This window comes from Lutibacter sp. (genome assembly GCF_040883305.1).
Classification (GTDB): Bacteria; Bacteroidota; Bacteroidia; order Flavobacteriales; family Flavobacteriaceae; genus Lutibacter.
Genome location: NZ_JBFLKT010000082.1, coordinates 1 through 2,604, shown reverse-complemented (window position 1 = coordinate 2,604; position 2,604 = coordinate 1). Strand labels below are relative to the sequence as shown.

1 protein-coding gene and 1 pseudogene are annotated in these 2,604 nt (G+C 29.2%); one reads left to right on the top strand and one right to left on the bottom strand.

The window, feature by feature from the left end:
- Nucleotides 1-123: 123 nt before the first annotated feature.
- Nucleotides 124-963 (bottom strand): 1,4-dihydroxy-2-naphthoyl-CoA synthase, encoded by an 840-nt coding sequence (locus AB1Z17_RS02575; protein WP_368050226.1) that lies wholly within the window; start codon nucleotides 961-963, stop codon nucleotides 124-126.
- A gap of 172 nt (nucleotides 964-1,135) precedes the next feature.
- Between AB1Z17_RS02575 and AB1Z17_RS02570 the strand changes: the two are divergent.
- Nucleotides 1,136-2,604 (top strand): annotated as a pseudogene (locus tag AB1Z17_RS02570) (GAF domain-containing protein); the annotation flags it as partial.

Genomic DNA, 2,604 nt, shown 5'->3' with positions numbered 1-2,604 from the left:
TTATTATAAATCTGTTTACCTAAGTATACTCTCATTTAATTTTTATCGGTATTTGCTAAAACTTGTTATTTAGTAATAAAAATACTAATTTACCAGCTATTTTAAGGGATAAAAAAGAATTAATTAAGGCAAATACTTCTTATCAAAATTTGGTTTCCGCTTTTCTAAAAAGGCATTTCTACCTTCTGTTGCTTCTTCTGTCATATACGCTAAACGAGTTGCTTCTCCAGCAAAAACCTGTTGTCCTACCATTCCGTCATCGGTTAAATTCATAGCAAATTTTAACATTTTTATAGACGTTGGAGATTTTTCTAAAATTTCTTGTGCCCACTCATAAGCAGTATTTTCTAAATCGTCATGTGGAATTACAGCATTTACCATGCCCATTTCAAAAGCTTCTTGTGCAGAATAATTTCTTCCTAAGAAAAATATTTCACGTGCTTTTTTTTGTCCCACCATTTTAGCTAAATATGCCGATCCGTAACCACCATCAAAACTAGTAACATCGGCATCAGTTTGTTTAAAAATTGCGTGTTCTTTACTTGCTAAGGTTAAATCGCACACTACGTGCAAACTATGTCCGCCACCAACAGCCCAACCCGGCACTACTGCAATTACAACTTTTGGCATAAAACGAATTAAACGTTGTACATCTAAAATATTTAATCTGTGGTAATTATCTTCACCAACATAACCTTGGTGCCCACGTGCACGTTGATCGCCTCCGCTGCAAAAACTATACGCACCATCTTTAGTGCTAGGTCCTTCGGCACTTAATAAAACCACGCCAATATTTAAATCTTCTTGTGCGTCGTGAAATGCTTCTAACAATTCACTAGTTGTTTTTGGTCTAAAGGCATTTCTAACATTTGGTCGGTTAAATGCAATACGGGCAACTCCCCCACTTTTTTTATAGGTAATATCTTCAAATTTCTTTACTGTCTTCCAATTTATAGTACTCATTTTATAAGTTTTGAAAGGTAAAAATAATTCATTTTAATGTTTATTCACAAGCTATATTAAAAAATATTAAACACAATGTAACAATGGAAACTGGAATTTGCCATATTTACTGTAATTTTGAATGCTTTTGAGCGACAAAGTTTACGCTTGGATGTTAATAAATCTAGAAGAAATGAAAATTATACCGTCAAACAATACAACTAAATCTGAATTACCATTAAAACATAAAATTAGTTTTGAGGCAATTTTTATATATTTAGAGACTATTGCTAAAGATAAAAATCATTTATTAAATAGCTTTGCCGTGCAGCTTTTAGATGAATATAAAAACTACCCAGAGCTTAGAGATGGCTTTGAAGATTCTAGTTATTTAGAAAAATACAATGTTCAAATAGACCGTTTATTAGATCTTCTTTTTCCAGAATTATTGCAAACAAACGAAATTAAAGCTGCCAGTATTCCTTTTGAATTTACAACCTTCAAATTATCGAAGCGTTTTGAGCAAATTATAGATGCAGCAGGTAATGACTATAAATTGGAGTTGAGAAATTATGAAAGTGAAAATTTATACATTATGGCTTGTACTTTTATTTTAGCCTATTGTTATGATACTGTTATAGATTTTAAAAGACCTTTTTATTACGATATTCCTAACAAGAATACAGGTATTGTAAAACATTACCGAACTTTATATAATGGAGATTTTTTTAAGGTAGAACCATCTGAAAATGCTCCAAAAATTACAGAAGACGATATTAAAGTGTTGTTAGATAATTTTGATAATATAGATTTATGGAAAGAGAAATTCCCTCCAAACAGTTATAATTTTAGAGGTTTTGGGATTGTAAATTTATTTGATGTTACACAAGATGAATCCTTGTCTAAAATAAAGCAAGATTTGCTTAGAAAAGATGACAATACGTTTATTGAACTCGAAAAAAGCATTGGTAGTTTATACAATTCTAAAAATATAAAAATTGGTTTTTCTACCTATAATTCTAAAGAAAGTGATATTCTATTTAAAAATTATAAAAATCAAAATAGTTTTATTCAATCTGGAAATTGTAACGAAAAATGTAGTGATTTCTTTTGTTCAGGAATTTTTAGCAACTTGTTTAAAAAAGGTGAGTTAGTAAGTATTTCTGATGTTGAAAAATATGGAAGAGCAACCAATTACAACAAGTTTTACAAAGCCTTAAATAAACACCAAATAGAAAGTGTAATTTTAATTCCGTTAAAGATAAAAGAAGGATTATTAAATGTTTTAGAAATTGTTTCTACAAAAAAATACGAACTTAACTCTATAAATGCCAACAAATTAAGAGATATTACCCCTGTTTTTAAAATTGCCATCCATAGATTTATGGATGAATACGAAACTAAGTTAGAATCTATTATTCAAGAAAACTACACATCGCTACATCCTTCTGTAAAATGGAAATTTTATGAAGCTGTAGAAGATATTTTATTTGAATCTGAAATAAATAATACAAAAGTTAATAATTTAAAAGATATTGTTTTTGAGGATGTAATTCCACTATATGGCCAAAGTGATATTAAAGGTTCTTCAACGGCAAGAAATAATGCCATAAAAGAAGATTTAATAAAACAATTAAATTTAGCTCAAACAATTATTAATCA

Bases quoted from the DNA above. Each gene is read 5' to 3' on its own strand.
- AB1Z17_RS02575 (WP_368050226.1), bottom strand. From the start codon at position 963: ATGAGTACTATAAATTGGAAGACAGTAAAGAAATTTGAAGATATTACC.